We start from the raw sequence: 21,267 nt of genomic DNA, 5'->3' as shown, positions 1-21,267 counted from the left end.
GAAACCGAAGGTAAGTCAGCTCCCTACAGGGTTCCGCGCTAGTTTTCTTCCGGCTGCCGTGTAGTAATGCTTAGGTTGACAAAGCCTAGCTGTCCAGCGGCATCCATTGCCCGAACCACGGCTTGGTGATGAGCGGTGGCGTCGGCGGTTATCACAAGCGGGCGATTGTACTCGCCTGCGGAAACTTCCGACAGCGCAGATTTGAGGGTGTTGATCTTCTTATTGATCAAAGCTTGTCCATCTACTGAATAAGAACCATCAGCACTGATCAAAATCTCTACAGATTTTGGTTGATCAACAGACTGAGGACCTGCTGCTTCAGGCAGGTTCAGCTTAAGATGGCTTTCCTTGGTGAAGGTTGTAGACACCATAAAGAAAATCAACAGCAGGAATACCACATCGATAAGTGGTGTCAGGTTAACCCCTTCCTGCTCTGTGGCTTGGCGGCGGAATTGCATCGCTTGCTACCCCGCTCAGGCCGCATCTTCGATTTTACGATCGCTGTGCAGAGCATCCACAAGCTTGACAGCTTCCTGCTCCATTGCCACAACAATCGTGTCAACGCGACGCTGGAAGTATCTGTGCGCCATTAACGCTGGGATAGCGACAGTCAGGCCAGCGGCAGTAGTGATCAATGCCTGGCTAATACCACCGGCCAGTACGCCTGCATTACCGGTACCTTCCACCATAATCGCGGTAAAGACCTGGATCATACCGATCACAGTACCCAGCAAACCAATCAGCGGTGCTACGGCAGCAATCGTGCCCAGAGCACCCAGGAATCGCTCCAGTTCATGCACAACCTGGCTGGCAGTTTCCTCGATGCTATCTTTCATTACTTCGCGACCGTGGCGGGAATTGGACAGGCCCGCAGCAAAAATTTTTCCCAGTGGGCTGGAGTCGCGCAGCTCCTTCAATTTTTCCGCATTGACCTGGTTATTTTTAAGCCAGCCCCATACCTCACCTAATAAAGTACGTGGTGCAATATGCTGCGAGTGCAAAGTCCAGAAACGCTCGACACAAATAGCAATAACCGCTACAGAGCAAAACAGGATTGGCCACATCAGCAGGCCGCCGGATTTTATTATCTCAAACACTTTCTTAGCCCCAGAAAACCAGAGGGAATTTTTGGAAAATTATTACTGCGTCCTCGACGCAGAGCAGCACTTTATCACAGCTGGTGCCGGCGGCTAAGTCCTCCCACGCATCCTTATTCCCTGTTGTGACTCGCATACCAAAACCGTGGTGCCAAACGAGCCTGTAAAATTTGCGGCTCTTGATCTCCAGCTCGCCAGAAAAATTCTACCGCTCCGCTCTCCGCAGTACTGAAAATACTGGCACCGAAGTTTTGGTAGCGCTTCACAACATCGGTGTGAGGGTGGCCAAAGTGGTGACGGAAACCGGCACTAAATACAACCCGTTTAGGTCTTGCCCACTCGAGCAAAGCGGCCGATGAGGAAGAGCGGGAACCATGATGGGGCGCAATCAGTACGTCAACAGCGGAAAATTGTGGATACATTTTAGACAGTTGATATTCAACCTTACGACTGATATCCCCAGTAAGCAGTAAACGCACCCCCTGCCACTCAGCCAAAATTACACAGCTGTGATCGTTCTCCTCACCATCCAGTAATTCCTCTCCCTGTGCCGTTAAGGAAGGCCATAACCATCGAAATGATATATCTCCCAGTTGCTCTTCCGTTCCTGCCCGACACTGCTCAGTAATCGTAGCTGGCGATAATGGTAAATTGCTAGCTAAAGTCCCCGGAGCATAGAGCTTTTTTGCTTCAATGTTTCTAAGTAAACCCGCCACGCCGCCGGCATGATCCCTGTCGCCATGGCTGACGATCAGCACATCGAGTTCACTACCTCCGCTACTCATCAAGTAGGGAGCCACTATCGAACCTCCCGCGCTCCAGCCCGAGGGGATTGAAGGCCCTGCATCGTAAACAATACGGCTTTTTCCGGTGCTGATAACTACTGACAACCCCTGACCAACATCCAGCACTGATAATTTCAAACGCTCATCTGCCGGTGCCAATGTAGAAAGCCAGGGCTGAGCAACTGGAAGAAAAAATAACCAGCCCAACTTGCGCCCTGGCAACCCTTTAGGCAGCAAAAGTAGCACCGCGCCAAGCCCGGCAATGACTATCACCAATGCAGTGGAGGCAATCACAAAACCACGAAACCCCGGTATCGAATGATCGACAATATTGAGCGCCGTCATCAGCAGATCCAATTGCCAACCTGCAAACTGCAGCAGCCAAACACCCAGCTGAGTATCAATAAATACAGCACCTAACATAAGTGATGGCAAAATAGACAGGCCCATCCAGGGAATCGCTACAAGATTGACCAATACACCTGAAAGGCTAAAGCCAGAAAAATATATTATCGATGGGATAAACAAGCCAATTGCAATCAGCCACTGGCTTCGCAACAGCTGCCATAACGATAACTGGGAAAATCGGTGCTGCCATGAGGTTACAGCACCAGGGGCCGCAGCCTTCGGCCTCCATTGCGGCTCTCGACTTAAGCTAATTCGCCCACTGAACCCCAAAAGCAGACTGCCGACGGCCACAAAGGACAACCAAAAACCAGCACTGTAAAAAGCCAATGGCTGCAGGCTAAGCACTATTGCCAGTGCCAATGAAAAAGCAAAACCCGCTCCCAGTCTGCGCCGCCAGTGCCAACCCAGTAATAGCACCCAGGTCATTACAAGCGCACGTTGCGCGGATAGAGGAACGCCGGCGATCAAGGTATAAACAAGGCTCGCCACCAAGGCGAGTCCTATCGCAATACCAAAACGGCTGGTGCCCGTAAAAAGCCCAATCCCTTTTACCAGTACGGTGCCCATCAACAAAATACAACCGGCCACCATGCCCACATGTAAGCCGGATATGGCAATAAGGTGGCCCGTACCTGTCCTTTTAAGCAGGTCGGTATCACCTTCGCTCAACTGACTGCGATCCCCTAGTAATAGCGCCGCTATCAGGTCCGGTCGTTGGATCGGTAACTGACTAATTTGGGAGCGCAATTCATCCCTTAGCTCGATAATGCCATTCCCCTGCCCCAGCCACTGAGGAGGATAATCGCGGGGGCGAACATACCCTGTTGCCGTAATCCCCTCTCGCAAAAGCCAGCCTTCATAGTCGAATGTATGTGGATTCACACTTCCCCTAGGGCTTCTCAATCGCACAGGCAATATCCATTGAGAGCCACCCCGCAGACGAGCCAGAGCCTCACCGTCAGCTCGGTACCAGGTTAGGTTGAGAAGGCTTCCGATAGATAGCTCTGGCGGTGCTAACTGGCCACCCTCTTCACCTAAAGAACTGGAAACAATCTCCACAACTCGAGCGCGAAAACGCACCGTGTGTGATTCTGAACTAGCGCCAAACCCTCCCCCCTCAGTTAATTCAGGCAGCGAGACCAGGTTCAACTGAAGTACAAAGTCCGCACCATGTGCACCGAGGGGGAGCCGGCGATCCAGCGATGCTTCATGAGAGTCGAGTGCCCAGGTCGCACCAATAAAGGAGAGAAAGATCAGAGCAAGGGGGCGCCAGCGGCGTATTACCATCCAGGCAAACAAGGCTAGAGAGAGATACAGTGCCCACAGAGTGTTTTCAGCAGGTAATCGGGCAAAACAACCCACCGCGATAATAGAAAGCGAGTAGACCCAAAGGTATATGCTGGGCCCCGTGTAGCCGAGAATGCCTCTCGCCTTAGCCAGCAGGCGAGAAAGCCCGTAAATTCTCTCCCGAAAACTCCATAATTCCTTCCCCTGCGCCATCCCTTGCACCGCCCTTTTTGTTCAACTATTGACCACCTCTACTTAAATCAACGATGATTGCGGCCCGCCGCTTCAGGCGCCTAAAACCTTACTATAACTAGCTTACCTGCCATTCATAGCACCGGTCGGTCACATATTTTTAAGAAAAATGCCATTTTTAACATGTTTGTAATATTCAAAACGCAGAATCCGCACCAAATCGAAAGGCAGCCAACTAGGACGACACGGAAGGCACCTTTCAACCCAAAACCATAAACTGTGCGAGACGATTATGAATAAGACCGCTCTCTCTCTGGCCATCGTTGCCATGGTACCTGCTCTGGCCAACGCCCAAGATGAAGGCGATGTACTCGACTTTTACGGCAAAGCCAATGTCACTTTCCAGGCAGCTGACGAAGGTGACGATTCCGTCACTGACGTTCAGAGCAACGCTTCCCGCCTGGGCGTTAAGGGTGAAATAGCCCTGACTGAAGGCGTTAAAGGTATCTACCGTATGGAATACGAAGTAGATATGGACGGTGACGCTGACGATACTTTCTCCCAGCGCAACATCTACGCAGGTCTGGAAGGCGGCTTCGGCCAGGTCATCGCTGGTAAGTTCGATACTCCCCTGAAAGTTGCCCAGAAAAAAGTTGACCTGTTCAACGACCTCGAAGGCGACATCAAGAGCCTGATCACCAACAGCGATAACCGTGAAGAAGATGCGCTTCAGTACACTACCCCTTCTTTCGGTGGCTTCAAAGCTTCCGCTGCTTTCATCAGCAACAAAGAAGAAGTTATTGACGACGTAACTGGCGAAGAACGCAACAACGGCGTATCCATGTCTGTCGCCTACGACAACAACGGTGTTTACCTGGCCTACGCTATGGACCAGGACGTTGAAGATCAGGACGTTGATGTTCATCGTTTCGTAGCCCAGTACAACATCGGCCCCGTACAGGTAGGTGCCCTGTTCGAAGAACAAGACGCTGACGACGGCGAAACTGTTGATGGCTGGATGAGTTCTGTTGCTTACAAACTGGACCAGTGGACACTGAAAGCCCAATACGGCCAGTCTGATATCAAAGAAGAAGGCGGTGAGACTTTCAGCCTGGGCGCAGACTACAAATTCAACAGTGCAGCCAAAATTTTCGGCTTCTACACCGACGAAACTGCTGACGACGACTACGATCGCAGCTATGCCGGTGTTGGTGTTGAATACAAGTTCTAATCATTCCTGAGGTGCGGCGATCCAATTTGGGAAGTGCGATTCTGTCGCGTAGGGAAGATTAAGCAGTAAAAAAGGCGGCCATTGGCCGCCTTTTTTACTCAGGAATTTCCTAAGGAGCCTTCTAAATAACCAATAGATCCATAAAGCGATTAACTGACAACTGCTTTAATCCTTGAAGATCATTAATAGCTGCAAATATTTTGTCAGCCCGCCCTTGAGGGAATCGCGTAGCTAAATTACTACGGAACTTATCTTCCAATAACGGAATCCCCTCCCGTCGGCGACGGCGGTGTCCCATCGGGTATTCAACTTCAATCTTTTCTGATGCGTCACCACTTTTAAAAAATACTTGTACCGCACTGGCTATAGAACGCTTATCTGGGTCTAAATAATCTTTTGAGTAACCTTTATCTTCTATCACTTCAATCTTTTCCCGCAAGATATCGATCTCTTTGTGCTCGCGATGAAAATCGTCTTCATAAAAACCTGGCTGTAAGTCACCAAAAATAAGCGCCACTGCAACAATATATTGCAAACAGTGATCCCGATCTGCCGGATTATTTAATGGACCTGATTTAGTGATGATGCGAAGGGCTGATTCATGTGTGGTCACCACTACTTTAGTAATATTATCGATACGCTCTGCAACCTGTGGATGTAAAATAATTGCCGCCTCACAAGCTGTTTGACCGTGAAACTCAGCCGGATAAGAAATTTTGAACAGGATATTCTCCATGACATAGGAGCCAAAACTTCTGGGGAACTGAAAATTGCGTTCTGATGGTGGTTTCAGTTGCTGCTCAGCATTTGTCTTGCTAAACAGGACATCATAAAAACCCCATTGCTTTGCCGTAAGTACTCCGGGCACTCCCATTTCTCCACTTATCGCCAAATCAGCCAAGCGAACCCCGCGGGAACTGGCATCACCTGCAGCCCAGGACTTGCGTGATCCAGTATTCGGGGAATGCCTATAGGTCCGCAATGCTCCACCATCCGCCCACGCCTGAGACACCGCCGCCATTACTTCCTCCCGCCCAGCACCTTTAAGCCAGGCAGCCACAGCGGCAGAAGCAACCCGCACCAGTAGTACATGATCGAGCCCAACCCGATTAAAGCTGTTAGACAATGCCAAGACACCTTGAATCTCGTAGGCTTTGACCATTGCTTCGAGTACCGCGCCCATTTTTATTGGGCTTCCCCCTTTAACTAATCGCCCTTGCGACAGGTGGTCACAAACGGCCAATATTGCCCCAAGATTGTCAGAGGGATGCCCCCATTCAGCCGCCAACCAAGTGTCGTTGTAATCGAGCCATCGAATTGTACAGCCGATGTCCCATGACGCTTTTATCGGGTCCAAGCGAAACCGGGTGCCAGGTACTCGGGCCCCATTCGGCACCCATGTCCCCTCCACCCAGGGTCCTAACAACTTTGTACATTCAGGGAAACTCAACGCCAGAAAGGCACACCCCAAGGAGTCCATCAGGCTTAACCGTGCTGTTTCCCAAGCATCACTGGAACCCACTTTGAAATGAAGCACATAATCTGCGATATCCTGTATCACCTGATCGTAATCGGGGCGGATATTCGGAGCGGGGTCAGCAATCATGATTGAATAGCCCGTGAAATTGTCGGAGGGCAAAACAGATGGAGTAAGATTAGCTGCTTCCTAAACTTCAGATAGCTAAACAAACGACCGAAGAATTCTATATTGTTAGGAATCTCTAAAAACAGGAATCAACCCACTTGCAACGAACTAGCGACCCAATAAAAACACTTCGATTCCTCAAAGAAACGGTATTATTCCGACAAGGGGATTCTGGTCCCCAGATTTATTTTATTCATGCCGGCTACGTCCTTATCCAAAAAGTGGACTACTGCGGCAACCTAGCCATTATCGATCTCTATGGGCCCGGGTCATGGTTTGGACCAGGTCTAACTGGGAAAAACCTGGACATTCAAGCAACCGCCAAATCCGGCAGTGAACTGGAAGTTACATCCATTCAACGTCTAAACGCCATGATGGAGCGCCAATCACAGACCCACGATGGGCTATTGCAACAACTAGCCACAAGGGAGTCTCAGCTTCAGCAACGTCTTTTCCTCCACATCACCGCCCCCTTACCGGTCCGGTTGGCCAACCTGTTAGCACAACTATTTAATTACCGGGGACAACCCTGTGGCCATGGACATCAACTAGACATCAAGTTGACCCAGTCCGAATTGGCCGCCATGGCCGGTGGCAGCAGGCAAACAGTCAGCCAACAGCTTAAACAGTGGAAGTCTGATGGAGTTATCGACTATACGCGCCAATATATCTGCCTTCTCGATCAAACCGCGTTAAAAGGCCTGGCAGAGAACCAAATATATGCGCCAGTGTCAGCCAGCTGACAGTTTTACCCTTCCCGCCTTCATATACTTTCCAGCAGCTGAAACCCGGGTATAGCTCTCCCACATCAACAGCAATGGAAAAGGATTATGCGCAGCGCCTACTTATTTACCTCTTTAGTTCTGACACTCGTATTGGGTATTTCTGCAAAGGCCGATGAAAACCTCAATTCAACCTATAAAAGCATGGTTGATAGCCAGGGGAATATTACTTTGCCGGATAATTACCGCCGGGAATGGGTCTTCCTGGGCTCCTATCAGGTAAAGTCCTCGAGTGGCGATGGATGGGATACTCATAATGTTTATACCCAACCCCGGGCAGTAGAAGGGTATCGCAAAAAGGGGAAGTTTCCCGATGGGACAGTTTTGGTAAAGGATGTTAATAGCACCCAATCGGAGCCCTTAACCACAGGGTTGGCTTATTACTCCTCAGACCTTCAATTCACTTTTATGATGGTAAAAGACGATAACAACCGCTTCCCAGAAAACCCGGCTTGGGCCGAAGGCTGGGGATGGGCTTTATTTAAGCCAGGAATAGCCAAAAGTGAAACTGAAACCTGGAAAGGCACCGGGCTTAACAACTGTTTTGGATGTCATTTGCCTGCCAAGAATAGTGACTGGGTATACACACAGGGTTATCAGCAGGTCCTGCAGAACTAAAAAGTAAACAGCAAAAATCAGAGGTTAGAGGTCTATTATTCGGCTAGAGTAACAGCATAGATTCCCTCCATAACAGCTTATCACCCCCACCCCAGCGCCAATTGATTTATATCAATTAGCGCGATCTTGAATACCGTTAACATGCGGCCGCATCCGACTATTCCACTATGAGTTTTTCCGTGTTTAAACCTGAGTTACTGTCCCCCGCAGGGACTTTAAAAAATATGCGATATGCGTTTGCCTATGGAGCCGATGCCGTTTATGCCGGCCAACCCCGCTACAGCTTGCGTGTGCGCAATAATGAATTTAAAAATATTGAAACCCTGCGCCTAGGCATAAAAGAAGCACACCAGCAGGGAAAACAGTTCTATATCGCATCTAACATCGCCGCTCACAACGACAAAGTTCGCAGTTACCTGCGGGACCTGGAAGAAATTGTCGAAATGGGGCCTGACGCCCTGATTATGTCCGACCCAGGCCTGATAATGATGGTAAGGGAGCGTTGGCCTGATCTGCCAGTTCACCTATCCGTACAGGCCAATGCGGTAAACTACGCGACCGTAAAGTTCTGGCATCGCCAGGGGTTATCTCGGGTGATACTTTCCCGGGAATTATCCCTGGATGAGATTGAAGAAATTCGCCAGAGAGTGCCTGAAATGGAGCTGGAAGTCTTTGTCCACGGTGCGCTCTGTATCGCCTATTCCGGGCGCTGCTTGCTTTCCGGTTATATGACCCATAGAGATGCCAACCAGGGCGCCTGCACCAACTCCTGCCGCTGGCAATACCAAGCTCATGAAGCCAAAGAGAATGAAGTTGGCGAGTTGATTCATGTGCAAACCCAGGAACCCACCAAGCAACCCACCTCCGCCAGTGACAGTACTTCTCAGGCCTTTTTACTACAGGAAGAAGGTCGCCCTGGAGAATATATGCCGGCCTACGAAGATGAGCACGGTACCTACATCATGAACTCCAAAGATCTGCGGGCCGTACAGCACGTCAAGCGCCTATCGGAAATGGGCGTTCACTCTTTAAAAATCGAAGGTCGCACCAAATCCCACTACTATGTGGCTCGTACTGCTCAGATCTATCGTCGCGCGATAGACGATGCTGCAGCAGGAAAAGACTTTGACATGAAGATGATGGACGAATTAGAAACCCTCTCGAACCGAGGCTACACGGAAGGTTTCTACCGTCGCCATCCACCAGCAGAATACCAGCAATATGAAAAGGGATTGATATCAACTCCGGGCCAACAGTTCGTAGGCGAGCTTATTGACGGCAGTCCTGAGTATTTGACGATTGATGTAAAAAATCGCTTTGAACGCGGTGATCAATTGGAGTTAATGACTCCCAGCGGTAGCTTGTTCTTCCCCTTGGAGCAAATGGAGAATACGGAAGGCAAAGCGATCGATGTAGCTCCGGGATCCGGGCATATCGTGCAAATACCCCGACCAGAGGGGGTTGATGACGATCAACTTCAACAGGCGCTATTGGTCAAAGCTCTGGGATAACCCTCGGCCTGTAATTTGCACTATGGCTTATCAAGCTCTTCGTTTTGCAAATATATTTTGTTAAAGGTGTAGTGGTTTAGACAATCTACCGGATTCACTAAGCCACGACACCTTTATTCCCACTACATCTCCACAATTTTACTTGTGAACCTATCCTCAAAATGCATTGGGTAATCGTTAAACCTCTCAAGTTACTGCCCACCTCATAATATTCAAACCGTCCTGTATTTCCCCACCATTCACCGCAAGCAACTGGTTCTTGTACCAATTTTCCTGCATTTTCAGCCTCACCTACAACCCTTTTAAAGCCCTGAGTTTTGATCACAAAAATATGCTCGACAGTACTAATTACAAGATAAAAACCCGCCCTCCCTCGGAGTTCCAACAGGAATACACCCGTTTTAAATAGTTATGATTTTCCACCTCTAACTCGCCCCCGCATCAAGGTTTCACAGTAGAAAAGCGTGCAACGATTGCTTAACCAAGGAAATGCCGCAATATGGATATTATTAAACCTAAGAAACGCCCCCTGATTAAGCACCCTTTAATGCTAGGTGGTGCTGCTCTTGCTTTTGTGGCATTTACCAGCACCCTCTTGTTACTTCCTGACAGCGCCTACAAGGTTGAGCGGGAACAGCTGATGTTGGGTACCGTCCAACGGGGAGACCTGCAGGTTGTGGTAGATGGCTACGGTAGGCTGCGTTCAGACAAGCAGACTTTAATTACCGCCCTAACCGCAGCGAATGTTGAAAAAATCATGTTGCGTCCCGGTGCAGAAGTACAAAGTGATAGCATCATTATGCAGCTGAGTAATCCAGAGTTAATGCGCGACCTGGATGCAGCCGAAACCTCCCTGGAACAAGAGGAAGCTAATCTGCGTCGGCTTGTTCTGAACAACCAGCGCGATGTTCTCGCGGAGGAAGCCATACTCGCGGAACTGAACTCCAATTACCAAGTGATCAAGTTGCGTCGCGAAGCTGAGGACGAGCTGGTAAAAAGTGGAGTGGTTTCCCAGCTCACCTACCAAACCACCGTCTTACGCCAGGAACAGATGAAAAAACGTGTGGACCTGCAAAAACAGCGTATCAATCACTTGCGCAAAGTCGCCGTCGAATCAGAGTTAATCCAGCGCGAGCAAATCAACCAAGCCCAAACCCAATTGCAAAGTATCCAGCAACGTACAGACCGAATGACAGTACGCGCCGGCCTGGACGGCATTCTGCAACGACTACCGGTAGAGCTGGGGCAAGGTGTCGATCCCGGGCAGGAGCTGGCGCTGATCGGCAGTGAGACTGATCTTCTCGCTTTGGTTCAAGTACCGCAATCCAAAGCAGAGCAACTGGAGGTTGGCCAACCCGCTGAAATTGATACCCGCAGAGAAAAAGTCGAAGGTATGGTAACCCGTATTACTCCTGAGGTTAGGGACGGCAATATTGAAGTGGAAATTGCTTTTAGCGCGGGCGCTCCAGAGTCTGCCAGGCCACAGCTCAATGTCGATGCCCGGATCTTCACTGCCACGATGGAAGATACGCTGTTCGTCGAGAGACCTATCAATGTGCAGAGGCACAGTGAGGCCAATCTGTTCCTGATTAACGAAAACGGGGAGGAAGCGGCACTCCAGCCCATCAGCTTCGGCGAGGAGTCAGGTCGATATATCCAGATCACCCAAGGCCTCAATGAAGCAGACCGCATCATCCTCTCGGATATGGCCAATTTTAATGAAGCTGAGCATATCCAGATTATTGACTAAAGCGAGAACAGGGAGTTCGCTATGTCCAAGCCAATCCTTCATATGGCCGGGATCACTAAGGTGTTCAGCACCGAAGAAATGGAAACTCACGCCCTGCGGGGCGTTGACCTGAGTATTTACCAGGGGGAATTTGTATCTATCTGCGGCCCCTCGGGTTGCGGTAAATCCACACTTCTCTCGATTCTCGGACTGCTGGACCTCCCCACCAGTGGCAGCTATCAGATTGAAGGGTTTGAAGTCGCTCAATTGTCGCTGAGTGAGGCAGCGACTATTCGCAACGAGAAAGTAGGCTTTATCTTTCAGTCCTTTAACCTGATTGACGAACTCTCTGTCTACGACAATATAGCCTTGCCCCTGCGATACCGCCGCAATCCCATTCCTAAGCCTGAAGCCGACAAAAAAGTGAAACACTGTCTGGAGAAGGTGGGAATGAGTCACCGGGCCTCTCACAAACCTAACCAGTTATCCGGTGGCCAACAGCAGCGAATCGCCATAGCCCGGGCGCTAGTTGGCAATCCGTCCCTGCTACTAGTGGACGAGCCCACCGGCAACCTGGATTCCCACAATGGCGATGCAGTAATGGAAATGCTGCGGCAGCTCAACAATGAAGGGACCACCCTGTGCATGGTGACCCATGACCCTCGTTATGCAGACATGGCCAGCCGCCAATTGCATCTGCTGGATGGAAAAATCTCAACGCCGCAGCCCTTAAAAGAGCTCCATGAGATGGCCCTATGATCACCACAAAGGACCTGTCCATTGCCCTCCAGTCCCTCAACCGGGCGCGGAGCTACGCCACCACTATTATTCTGACCCTGGGTATCACCCTCGGCGCCCTGGTAACGCTGTTTAATCTCAATTATCAACTGCTAGCCGCCCCCCTACCCTACCCAGACGAAGACCGGCTGTATGTCGTGAATGGTAATCTCTACCAGAACAAGCAGCTGCGGCTGGAAAACAACAGCCAATACCCCGCCCTGGTTGAAATCTATAAGAACGATAGTTTCTTCGAGTCCAGCGCCCTGGTGTACTTCTGGGAAGATGTGGTTCGCAATTTATCCGGATCACCACGGGTTAATGTTTCCTATGTCTCTCCGGAATATCTCCAGCTGGCTGGAGCACCCCTGGCCCTGGGCAGACAATTCAATGCCGATGAAGGGCTCGATAGCCGAGTCCCTGTGGCGGTTATCAGCTATCAAACCTGGGAGCAGATGTTCCGGCGCAACCCAAATGTCTTGGAGCAAAGCCTGCAATTTGGGGAGGTGGACTTTCGCATTGTCGGCGTCACCGCCAAAGACTTCATTGAACCCCAAATCTATAAACAGGGCCGGCAAACAGAGGTCTGGCTGCCCTGGGACTTTAACGATACACAAGTAGAGCGCAGAAATAATTGGAGAGGCTTCCTGCCTTTTCGCATGCTCACAGGAAAGCTGAAGCAGGGCATTGACCCATCCAATGCAGGGCATGAATTGAGCACATTAATGGACGCCCAGTATCAAGCGGCCCTAGCGGGGAGATCCTCTTCAGTAGAAAGGTCCGTTGAATACCGACTCACCTCCTTCGCCAATAAAATCCTTGGTGACAGCGCCACACGAACCCTAATGGTTATGGGCGGCACACTGGTACTTCTGTTAATTGCCTGCGCCAATGTTACCAACCTGATTCTTTCTCGCGCAGCCAAACAACAACGCAATATGGCGATACAGGCCGCGCTGGGCGCACACAAAAAACATATCTTTTTGGCCCTGCTATGTGAAATCGGCCTACTTATGTTAGGGGCTGCATTACTTTCTCTACTTTTAGCCCTGGGATCGACGGAAGTATTAAAGGTGATGGCTACGGAACAGATTCCTCGCATTCAAGAGCTCACCTTAAACTGGCAGACACTGGTCTTTGCACTGTTGTGTGCCTTACTGCTCGCCCTGTTCTTCTCAGCCATAGTCAGTCGCCAGGTTAATTACCGCGCACTGAATCAAATGCTGCAGAGCAGCGGCAAAGGTTCCGGCGTACAGATCTCGCCTCTAATCCGCAAACTCCTCATCAGCAGCCAAGTGGCGATGACCAGTTTGCTTATCGTCGCCAGCTTGCAGATTTTCCTTCAAGCTAACCGACTGATTAACCAGCCCTTTGGCTTCCCCTTGGACAACGTTCAAGTGATGACTCTGAATATCGGCAATCTTAGGAGTGCCCCCACTGCCGAACGGGAGAGTTACCTGAAGGCCATCAGGCAGAGATTACTGGAGCACCCTAAAGTACAAAATGCCAGCCTGAGCTTAAACACTCCTATCTCTATCAGCCGACCACTCTGGACCACATCCCTGAGCCATGATGCCAGCCGACAAAACCCGGTGATGGCCAAGACCACAGTTGTCGACGAAAACTACCTTTCCATTTTGCGTATGCCACTGGTAGCTGGCCGCCATATCAATGCGGCTGAGTTTTCCGATAACAATCGCATGATGCTCGTTAACGAAACCCTGGCCCGGCAACTGGAACCGGAAGGAGAGGTATTAGGCAATCGCTACTACTGGCGAGGTGACTTGCCCTACCAAGTGGTCGGTGTAGTGCGCAATGCAAGCCTGCCCGGCAAAAAGGAACCCGCCCGCTTATTTGTCCGTGGTATCAACGTGAGCTATCCCCTACTGGTACTCAGACATAAGCCTCACCAACCACTCAGTACCACAGAGATTAATCGGGAGTTTGCCGAAGTAAACAGGCAGTACAAAGTTTCTGAGCTATTCACCCTGGAGCAGGCGCGAGACCTACTCCTAAGTAATGACCGGGTCTCAGTTTGGGTAACCACCGCCCTGACGTTACTGGCACTCAGCCTCGCTGCCATCGGTATTTTTGGAGTACTCAGTTACAGTGTACAACTGCGGCGTACTGAGCTTGGCGTGCGCATGGCAATCGGCGCCCGCCCAGCGACGATTTTCTATCACACTCTGATCGATAGCCTGATTCCCGTCGTTATCGGTATCGCTGTAGCGACTTTGGTAGTAGTCCCACTGGCACTTTGGCTTGAGCAAAGCGAGTTCAGTATTGAAACCAGCCTCTGGGGCTGGCTGCTACCACCACTGCTTATTATCGCCCTAACCGCTTCGGTTTCCCTGCTTTCTGTATGGAGGATAATCAACAAGCCCGCGATATACGCATTGCAAGGAACAGGATAATTACTTTCCACCTGATAGCCGCTGCTTGAGGTTGCGCGCTCATCGTGCAATCTTTACAGCAAATACAACAATAAGAAATGGAACAGCCAATGCAGCCTCAGCAGTGGTTATCAAACGGAAAGATTTTTGATTATCAAAACCATCAACTCTTCTATGTCGATAGCAACCCAAGCTGCCGACAGAAACCAGTACTGCTTTTGATTCACGGTTTTCCAACCAGTAGTTACGACTGGCAAAAGGTATGGGCCCAACTGACAGCGCACTATCGCTGTATTGCTATGGATATGCTGGGATTCGGCTACTCAGACAAACCCAAGCAGCATAACTACAGTATCCACGAGCAAGCTGATTTACATGAAGTTCTTCTGCAACATTTAAACATCAACAAGGTCCACCTGCTGGCCCATGACTATGGGGATACCGTTGCCCAAGAGTTACTCGCCAGAGCCAATAGCGGTGGTACCACGAGGTATACCTCAGCATGCCTACTGAATGGCGGTCTATTTCCAGAAACTCATCAAGCGCGTCTCGTACAAAAGCTGCTGCTCTCTCCCGCAGGTTTTCTGATAAATAAACTAATGAGTTACCGACAGTTTTGCCGCAGCTTCAGTGCCATTTTCGGACCCGACACACAACCCTCTGACAGAGAATTGCGAGACTTGTGGCAAATTCTCCAATATAAGAATGGTAACCGGCTCCTCTATAAACTAATCAGCTATATGCGCGACAGGCGCCAACATCGTCAGCGCTGGGTCGACGCCCTAAAGCGATACCCCGGCCCCCTATTGCTAATCAATGGCTCACTGGACCCAGTTTCAGGGAAGCATATGGTGGATCGATTTCGTCAAGTGATTGATCGTCCAGCAGATATTGTTGAACTGGGAACGATTGGGCATTATCCGCAGTGGGAGGCACCTACTCTTCTAGTCTCGACCTATCTAAAGTTTATTGAGGCCTATTCAAACAAAGAGCCTCAAGTCAACCTATAAACAAAGCCTGGACTGCCAAAACCCACTCAAGTTGATAAAAGGCCAGTATCAATGAAAGAATTTCCAAGGAATATAGCCCCATATAAGAAAACCCCTGAATTCACTGAGGAGAATATCCCTCCAGGGCTATTGAAAGATCATACTACCAAGGAAGGCGTATGGGGGAAGATAGTGATCCTCTCTGGATCATTGGAATATACGATTCAAGAGCCCGAAGTGGAGATTATTGAACTGAGCCCTAAGAAGTTTGGCGTCGTAGAGCCAACTATAAGGCATCACATAAGACCGTTAGGGGATGTAAAATTTTATGTTGAATTCTATCGGTAAAGAATCATCAAGTTGATCCATATCGATAACTGAACTTAATCACCGTTATTGCCGCTGTGATTCTGCGAGCTTTCGAAAGCAGATAGCTATAGCTATTCATGCGAATTTATGAAGAGTCCAGGTTCAATTCGCATATTAATGATTAGAATATTACAAATAGATAATCCTGAGCAGCGAAAAAGAAAGCTAAGTGAGCCTATTAGAAAACCAAAGATGACAACAAGCTTTCATTATCTTCAAAATTGATGAAGATACACTTTATATTTACAACAAAAATATAGGTAGATGACTGAACACACTGCATACACTTATATAAAAGTGATAATAATGGGCCAAAAGCATAAACGTTCTTTATCAAGGTCATAGCAACTAGTAAACTGTGCCGACTCACCTCATCAAAGCCCAGATAGCAACTCGCCTTTCAAGATCACTATTAATCGCCTTAGCAATTCTGGATATTGAGAAATTAGAACAAAGTTAAACTTAAGACCAAAAAACTAGCTGACTTCTTTATATACCACCAACAACTTCAACTACCGAGGAAATTTAGAAAATACTGAACGCTTTCGATTTCATGCCCGAGTAAGCCTATCGTTGCGCATTAGTTATCTACGAGGATTTTTTGACGCGTTGAGGATATTTTCACACGTCCGTTCTAGTTTCGGAAAAGCTAGCAAAGCCAGGCAATATTCTGATATAAAGCACCGAATTTAACTACCGTATTCATTTTGGCGGTTTCAGATTAAAAAACAACCACTTTCTTATATTCGGAATAATAGGTCAGGGATAGAGATGGGGATGAAAATTTTCAATCGTTTTGTTTTTTTGGTTATGCTAGTACTGCTCGCCAGCTGTGGCGGCGGCTCCGGGTCGGGAGCATCCGACGAACCGGCCGAAGATTCCGCTTCGTCTACAACGGAACCAGAACCAGAACCAGAACCAGAACCAGAACCAGAACCAGAACCAGAAAATATACTGGAAATGGTTGGCCGTTGGGGACAAGGTTCCTGCCTGGATTTTGCTGTTCAAAATGATATCGTCTATTGCGCAGCATCAGGCGCGGGCACAGAAATATATCGAATAATGTCTGGAAACTTTACCCCTGTTGGTAATCTCGACACTTCCCAAACCAGCCAAAATTCTGCCGAAACAAGTGATGTCAAAATAGTCGATAATCGCCTGTATGTTGCCAGCCGAGGTAACTGGCTATCAATATATGATATAACTGTGCCTGATACCCCGATTTTATTGGGGAAATTTACGGATTCGGACTATGCAGGCGTTAACTCTATTGAAGTAAAAGGGAACTACGTTTACATATTCCTAACTTATGGAAAAATTACAGTTCTTGACGTCCAGGACCCCAAAAAAATTAATGAGGTAGGCCAACTCAGCCTTTACTACGAAGATAATACTTACAGTGAGTGGGGGTATATGGCAATAAACGGAAATGTCTTGTATGCCACAGATTACGATAGTTTTTATATCATCGATATCGCTGATTTAACTAACCCTCAGATTATAAGCAAACGGATACTTGGCACTGCCAGCGCGCCCGGTGCTGCAGCATTTTATCTGGATACCGACAGACTCTATTCTGTGAATACAGATGGACTTGATGTTTTTGACATCTCAGACGCATTTAATCCTATTAAGCTCAGAACTGTTGGAGGTAGCTATGGTGATGCAGTAGCAATACACAATGGACACCTATTTTATTCTTCATACTATGAGCCACTATCCATTTACAGCGTGTCTGACAGTAGTTTTTTCGGAGGGCAATCCGTCAATGTGGAGCTTGGGCATGTCTATACTATGAGAGTGATTGATGAGAGCCTTTACATTTCAAGTGCTACTGGGCTATGGAAATTAGTGGACTACAACGAAACAACCATAGAGCTGGAGTCCGCTTTTGACAGCCAAGGAAATGCAAACAAACTCTTGGCCTACGACGGATTTATATTCTTACTTAATGGCGGCGGCCCCATCAGGGTCCTTGATCAGAACTTGCAACTGATAAATTCTATCGATGGCCAATTTGGGAATATGGCCATCTCAGAAAAGGGCTTATTATATGCATCAAATAGGTCAGCTTTTACAAATCGTATACAGGCCTTTGATATTGTTGATGTTGAACAAATTACGCTACTGAGTGAAATTAATCTTAATGATAATCTCAATCCAACTGGGTCTGGTTGGGCGGAAAGTATCGCTGTTGAAAGTGATATGGTTTTTATCTTTACTAGCGTCTGGGGAGCGGATGATCAAGTTCTCTCATTTGTAGATGATAAGGAACTTCCATTTTCAGGTGGAAAATCAGTACCCCTAGAATTTGATGCTTATGAAATGGTTGCCAATGATAATAGCCTTTATTTTACTGGCTCCGGCAGCTGGATAAAAAGGCTGGACTTAAATTCCTGGCTTAATGACCCAGTATTTTCTGAGTTTTCAGCATACACAACACAGGTGACAGATATCAATTTTGCCAATGGAAAGATGTATGTAAGCACTTATCAAGATGTTGAAATTTACGGAAAATCTAATACTGGTGATCCAATATTTGAATTCAAATACCATTCGCCCGACATTAGTGACTATTCGAATCAAATTAATGGCGCAACAAACTTTCAGGATAATTTGGTCTATCTTTCTCAAAACAGCCAGCTTTGTTTACTGGCAGCGCCATTGACAGAGGATTCGGAGGCTACTTGCGCTGATCCCATCTCTGGTTATACGGCTGATTTACTAGTCATTGGCGAGAATATATATGTAGCTGGCGGCTCAGATGGTCGGATCTATAATTATAATTACCATTGATGGTAATGGCTACTTATAGTAGTCGTTACTGAGTGCGTCATGTAACGCTAACGATAAGAGCTGATTAGAGGGGTAAGTTTTAAAACGCTCTTACCCTTCCCCGCTAAATTCGAGCACACAGTCAATCAGGTGAATATAAATCCACCCGCTGCTGCCTTGAGGTGGGGACTGGAAAGCGATTGACATCGTGATATCTGGCCCCATAACTCAAAGAAACCTGCAGCCCTGAAGGTTTATTCCTTCGTGAAGAAGAACTAGGCGTCCATGAAAACTCGCAGACGTCCTGGCTCATACTGTGGTAAGTACCTAACTGGCTAGCATGGCAGTAGCACAACCACCTTGAGAAGCGATTTCCCGGCAAAATAAACAAATTCTCCAACGCCAAACATCGACATTCACCAGAAAGCTACAAGATCTAAATTTTCTGGCTATAGATTCTGAAACATTAAAATTACGATGCTAACTTGACATCTATCACCAAGACATAACATTCAAGCCTAAAGAGAAAATGACAAAAAAATTAACACTATTTAATCTACTCCCCCTACCCCTTATAGGCTGTGGACATCAAGAGGATACCCTTTAAATACAGCGGAGATAATGAGAAAAAAGCAATAACCCCAAGCACATTAACTTTTCTCACTCATATCCGCTTAGGTGTGGAGCAGGACCGGGCCGCCGCTGTCGATTCATGGAAGCAAGTCGTAAAAAAGGGAGGAGTGAAGCGCGAAGACACCTCGGTACAGCCTACTCAGGCGACCAGTATGAATACAAAGACCCTGTTCAGGCACTGGGCTGGTATGAGTCTATATTTTACACTATCCATATCATAAAGATTTCAGTGAATCCAATCAAAGTATTTATCTGGATGCGAAGAGAGAGGTTAGAAGGCTGAAAGCTCTTCTCAGCCCAGAGGAACAATCAGAAGCTTTACATTTTGTAAAATCAACCCTGTAAAACCAATCCGGATTTATAATGCATCTTTCACTATTGATATATGGCTCATAAAGAAGAAAATAGAGCAGCAGTGATAATCAATGAATATCAAGTCTGCCCTTTTTGGAGGAAGAGGAAGCTTCCCTAAAGAATTATCACACACATAGAAACTACCAGTTGCCATCACTCCGATGGCCAGACGTGTAGAGTTCAATATGAAATATATCCCACTTAAATATCTATCTCTTTTTCTTGGATTTGTCGCTCATACCTCCCTCGCTGTTGAGACAGAGGAGGGTTACGATTCTCACAACGACAAAGCTACGCCGGAAAATATCCAACTAGCAGAACTATTTAACCAGGATCAAAATGCACGCAATATACCTCACAGTGAAATTGACTGGAGTTCACTCAATAAAGAAGACGAGGATCGACGAAAAAAGTCTCAAAAATGCTAGCAGAAGGCCGAATCAGAACCTCAGAGGATTACTATAATGCGGCACTTATCTTTCAGCATGGTAATAAATCAGAAGATATAAGACTGGCCCATGCTCTTGCCACTATTACAGCAACCCTGGCAGAAGATAAGAATAAAGCTAATTGGCTAAAAGCGGCCACTTGGGATCGCTTAATGATGAATCTTGGTCAGCCACAGTGGTACGGCACTCAGTTTGTTAAAGATGACTCTGGAAACTGGAGCCTTTATAACATTGATTCTGATATAGTTTCTGATCAGCAGCGAATAGATTGGTCCGTTCGTACACTAGAAGAATCAAAGGCCATGGAAAAGTCGCTAAATAGTAAAAAGAAAAGTAAGCATTAATAAATGCTTTGCAGAGCCAGCCAGCAGGTATCTGGCTAGTCAGTTCACCACCAATCTCTGGCCAATGCTATCAACCATAGGGAGAGACAACAGTATGATACGAGCAGTTAAAGCTTCTGACTCTGCTGGGATTGCTAAAATCTACAATTACTATGTGGAGAATACCTGTATCACTTTTGAGGTAGAGCCAGTTTCTGCAGAAATTATCGCCGACCGAGTCGAAGAATGCTCAAAAAACAATCTTCCTTGGTTAGTTGCTGAGAATGAGGGCCGTTTAATTGGCTATTGTTATGCCAGTAAATGGAAAGGACGCTGTGCTTACCAGTATTCGGTGGAGGCTACCGTGTACTTGGACACGAACTATTCCTCTAAAGGCTGGGGCTCGAAGCTCTATAATGAACTGTTTAAACAGTTAAGTGAACTCAATGTCCACGCGGTAATCTGCGGTATAGCTCTACCAAATGCAGGCAGCGTAGCACTTCATGAGAAGTTTGGAATGGAAAAAGTTGCTCATTTCAAAGAGGTCGGCCGAAAATTTAACCAGTGGATAGATGTTGGTTATTGGCAGTGCTTACTCCCCTTAAGAAAGGAGAAAGCATGAAATAAGTACTTCATGAAGGAGTACATTTTAAGCAACTTTTATGTACCCACATTAACCCCACTAGGGAATTTTAACCTAAATTTTACCAAATCCTCTCTAATCTAAGGTCATAACTGCGCGCTTTTGCGCAGCAAGGGCTATTACATTGAGTAGCCGAGACTTTATTGAGGGCACTGATTCCCCCCCATTATACCAAAATAAAAGTGGACAACTTACTATAGAGAAAGTTGCAGCAATTACTGGATTGCTTTTAATTTAGCTCATATTCCATCAAAAGTTACTGGCCTATATGATCATT

17 protein-coding genes are annotated in these 21,267 nt (G+C 47.7%); 13 read left to right on the top strand and 4 right to left on the bottom strand.

What is annotated here, in order from left to right:
• Window positions 1-38: 38 nt before the first annotated feature.
• The 3 genes from ACJJI6_RS04600 to ACJJI6_RS04590 all read right to left on the bottom strand — a co-directional run bounded on the left by ACJJI6_RS04600 (window position 39) and on the right by ACJJI6_RS04590 (window position 3,790).
• A complete protein-coding gene (locus tag ACJJI6_RS04600) occupies window positions 39-458 on the bottom strand; it encodes an ExbD/TolR family protein (protein WP_444897173.1) in 420 nt (139 codons plus the stop codon).
• Between the two features lie 15 nt (window positions 459-473).
• Window positions 474-1,097, bottom strand: coding sequence for a MotA/TolQ/ExbB proton channel family protein (locus tag ACJJI6_RS04595; protein ID WP_413665667.1), 624 nt, complete (start codon window positions 1,095-1,097; stop codon window positions 474-476).
• 113 nt (window positions 1,098-1,210) lie between these two features.
• Window positions 1,211-3,790 carry a DNA internalization-related competence protein ComEC/Rec2 gene (locus ACJJI6_RS04590; protein ID WP_475712626.1) on the bottom strand — a complete coding sequence of 860 codons (2,580 nt, stop codon included), beginning with the start codon at window positions 3,788-3,790 and terminating at the stop codon, window positions 1,211-1,213.
• Between the two features lie 271 nt (window positions 3,791-4,061).
• Between ACJJI6_RS04590 and ACJJI6_RS04585 the strand changes: the two genes are divergently transcribed.
• The gene (locus ACJJI6_RS04585; protein WP_475712625.1) at window positions 4,062-5,000 is read left to right on the top strand and encodes a porin; all 939 of its coding nucleotides are present in this window, start codon (window positions 4,062-4,064) and stop codon (window positions 4,998-5,000) included.
• A gap of 121 nt (window positions 5,001-5,121) precedes the next feature.
• Here ACJJI6_RS04585 and ACJJI6_RS04580 read toward each other — a convergent pair whose 3' ends face one another.
• Window positions 5,122-6,606: a bifunctional 2-methylcitrate dehydratase/aconitate hydratase gene (locus tag ACJJI6_RS04580; RefSeq protein ID WP_475712624.1), complete on the bottom strand. Its 1,485-nt coding sequence runs from the start codon at window positions 6,604-6,606 to the stop codon at window positions 5,122-5,124.
• A gap of 137 nt (window positions 6,607-6,743) precedes the next feature.
• Here ACJJI6_RS04580 and ACJJI6_RS04575 point away from each other — a divergent pair, with 137 nt between their 5' ends.
• The 12 genes from ACJJI6_RS04575 (at window position 6,744) to ACJJI6_RS04520 (ending at window position 20,969) form a co-directional block, all read left to right on the top strand.
• A complete protein-coding gene (locus ACJJI6_RS04575) occupies window positions 6,744-7,388 on the top strand; it encodes a Crp/Fnr family transcriptional regulator (RefSeq protein WP_475712623.1) in 645 nt (214 codons plus the stop codon).
• A gap of 87 nt (window positions 7,389-7,475) precedes the next feature.
• Window positions 7,476-8,045, top strand: coding sequence for a cytochrome P460 family protein (locus ACJJI6_RS04570; RefSeq protein ID WP_475712622.1), 570 nt, complete (start codon window positions 7,476-7,478; stop codon window positions 8,043-8,045).
• A gap of 179 nt (window positions 8,046-8,224) precedes the next feature.
• Window positions 8,225-9,556, top strand: a complete 1,332-nt coding sequence (gene trhP / locus ACJJI6_RS04565; protein ID WP_475712621.1) for a prephenate-dependent tRNA uridine(34) hydroxylase TrhP — start codon at window positions 8,225-8,227, stop codon at window positions 9,554-9,556.
• A gap of 499 nt (window positions 9,557-10,055) precedes the next feature.
• Window positions 10,056-11,306 carry an efflux RND transporter periplasmic adaptor subunit gene (locus ACJJI6_RS04560; protein WP_475712620.1) on the top strand — a complete coding sequence of 417 codons (1,251 nt, stop codon included), beginning with the start codon at window positions 10,056-10,058 and terminating at the stop codon, window positions 11,304-11,306.
• A gap of 21 nt (window positions 11,307-11,327) precedes the next feature.
• Entirely contained in the window at window positions 11,328-12,044 is a 717-nt protein-coding gene (locus ACJJI6_RS04555; RefSeq protein WP_475712619.1) for an ABC transporter ATP-binding protein, read from the top strand.
• Window positions 12,041-14,476 (top strand): ABC transporter permease, encoded by a 2,436-nt coding sequence (locus ACJJI6_RS04550; protein ID WP_475712618.1) that lies wholly within the window; start codon window positions 12,041-12,043, stop codon window positions 14,474-14,476. The genes ACJJI6_RS04555 and ACJJI6_RS04550 overlap by 4 nt, the downstream gene beginning before the upstream one ends.
• An 89-nt stretch (window positions 14,477-14,565) precedes the next feature.
• On the top strand, window positions 14,566-15,465 hold the full coding sequence (locus tag ACJJI6_RS04545; RefSeq protein WP_475712617.1) for an alpha/beta fold hydrolase: 900 nt from the start codon (window positions 14,566-14,568) through the stop codon (window positions 15,463-15,465).
• Between the two features lie 51 nt (window positions 15,466-15,516).
• Window positions 15,517-15,792 (top strand): TehB family protein, encoded by a 276-nt coding sequence (locus ACJJI6_RS04540; protein WP_413665657.1) that lies wholly within the window; start codon window positions 15,517-15,519, stop codon window positions 15,790-15,792.
• Window positions 15,793-16,590: 798 nt separating this feature from the next.
• Complete coding sequence (locus tag ACJJI6_RS04535; RefSeq protein ID WP_475712616.1) at window positions 16,591-18,609, top strand: LVIVD repeat-containing protein; 2,019 nt, start codon at window positions 16,591-16,593, stop codon at window positions 18,607-18,609.
• A 1,151-nt stretch (window positions 18,610-19,760) separates the two neighbouring features.
• Complete coding sequence (locus tag ACJJI6_RS04530) at window positions 19,761-20,003, top strand: hypothetical protein (RefSeq protein WP_475712615.1); 243 nt, start codon at window positions 19,761-19,763, stop codon at window positions 20,001-20,003.
• Window positions 19,997-20,368 carry a hypothetical protein gene (locus ACJJI6_RS04525; RefSeq protein ID WP_475712614.1) on the top strand — a complete coding sequence of 124 codons (372 nt, stop codon included), beginning with the start codon at window positions 19,997-19,999 and terminating at the stop codon, window positions 20,366-20,368. Before ACJJI6_RS04530 ends, ACJJI6_RS04525 begins: the two co-directional genes overlap by 7 nt.
• A gap of 94 nt (window positions 20,369-20,462) precedes the next feature.
• A complete protein-coding gene (locus tag ACJJI6_RS04520; protein ID WP_444905377.1) occupies window positions 20,463-20,969 on the top strand; it encodes an arsinothricin resistance N-acetyltransferase ArsN1 family B in 507 nt (168 codons plus the stop codon).
• Window positions 20,970-21,267 lie beyond the last annotated feature (298 nt).

Source organism: Microbulbifer maximicatervae (SeqCode) (assembly GCF_056232625.1).
This window is presented reverse-complemented; position numbering and strand designations above follow the sequence as displayed.